Origin of the sequence: Micromonospora sp. MP36 (assembly GCF_008119785.1) — a bacterium.
Classification (GTDB): domain Bacteria; phylum Actinomycetota; class Actinomycetes; order Mycobacteriales; family Micromonosporaceae; genus Micromonospora.
Map to the genome: position 1 here is coordinate 1 of NZ_VSFA01000332.1, position 280 is coordinate 280.

Here is a 280-nt window from a genome sequence, read left to right on the forward strand (position 1 = left end):
TGCCTCGGTGTGGACCGTTACGGTGCCGTCGGCGGGGAGGTTGTGGACGATGGCGTTCTGGATGAGGTTCGTCACCATCCGCGACAGGAGTTCGGCGGAGCCGCTGGTCGGGGCCGCCCCGCCGGTGACGTCGAGCGTGGTCCGGCGCTGTTCGGCGAGGGGAAGCAGCGTTTCGGCGGCGTCTTCGGCGATGAGGGAGAGGTCGACGCTCTCGCGGGTGAAGTTTCCGCGGTCGCCGCGGCTGAGCAGCAGGAGGGCCTCGGTGAGGTCGATCGCCCGC

Annotated in this window: 1 pseudogene; it reads right to left on the reverse strand. The window is 70.4% G+C overall.

From position 1 onward, the window contains the following. Positions 1 to 280: pseudogene (locus FXF52_RS41385) on the reverse strand (HAMP domain-containing histidine kinase); the annotation flags it as partial.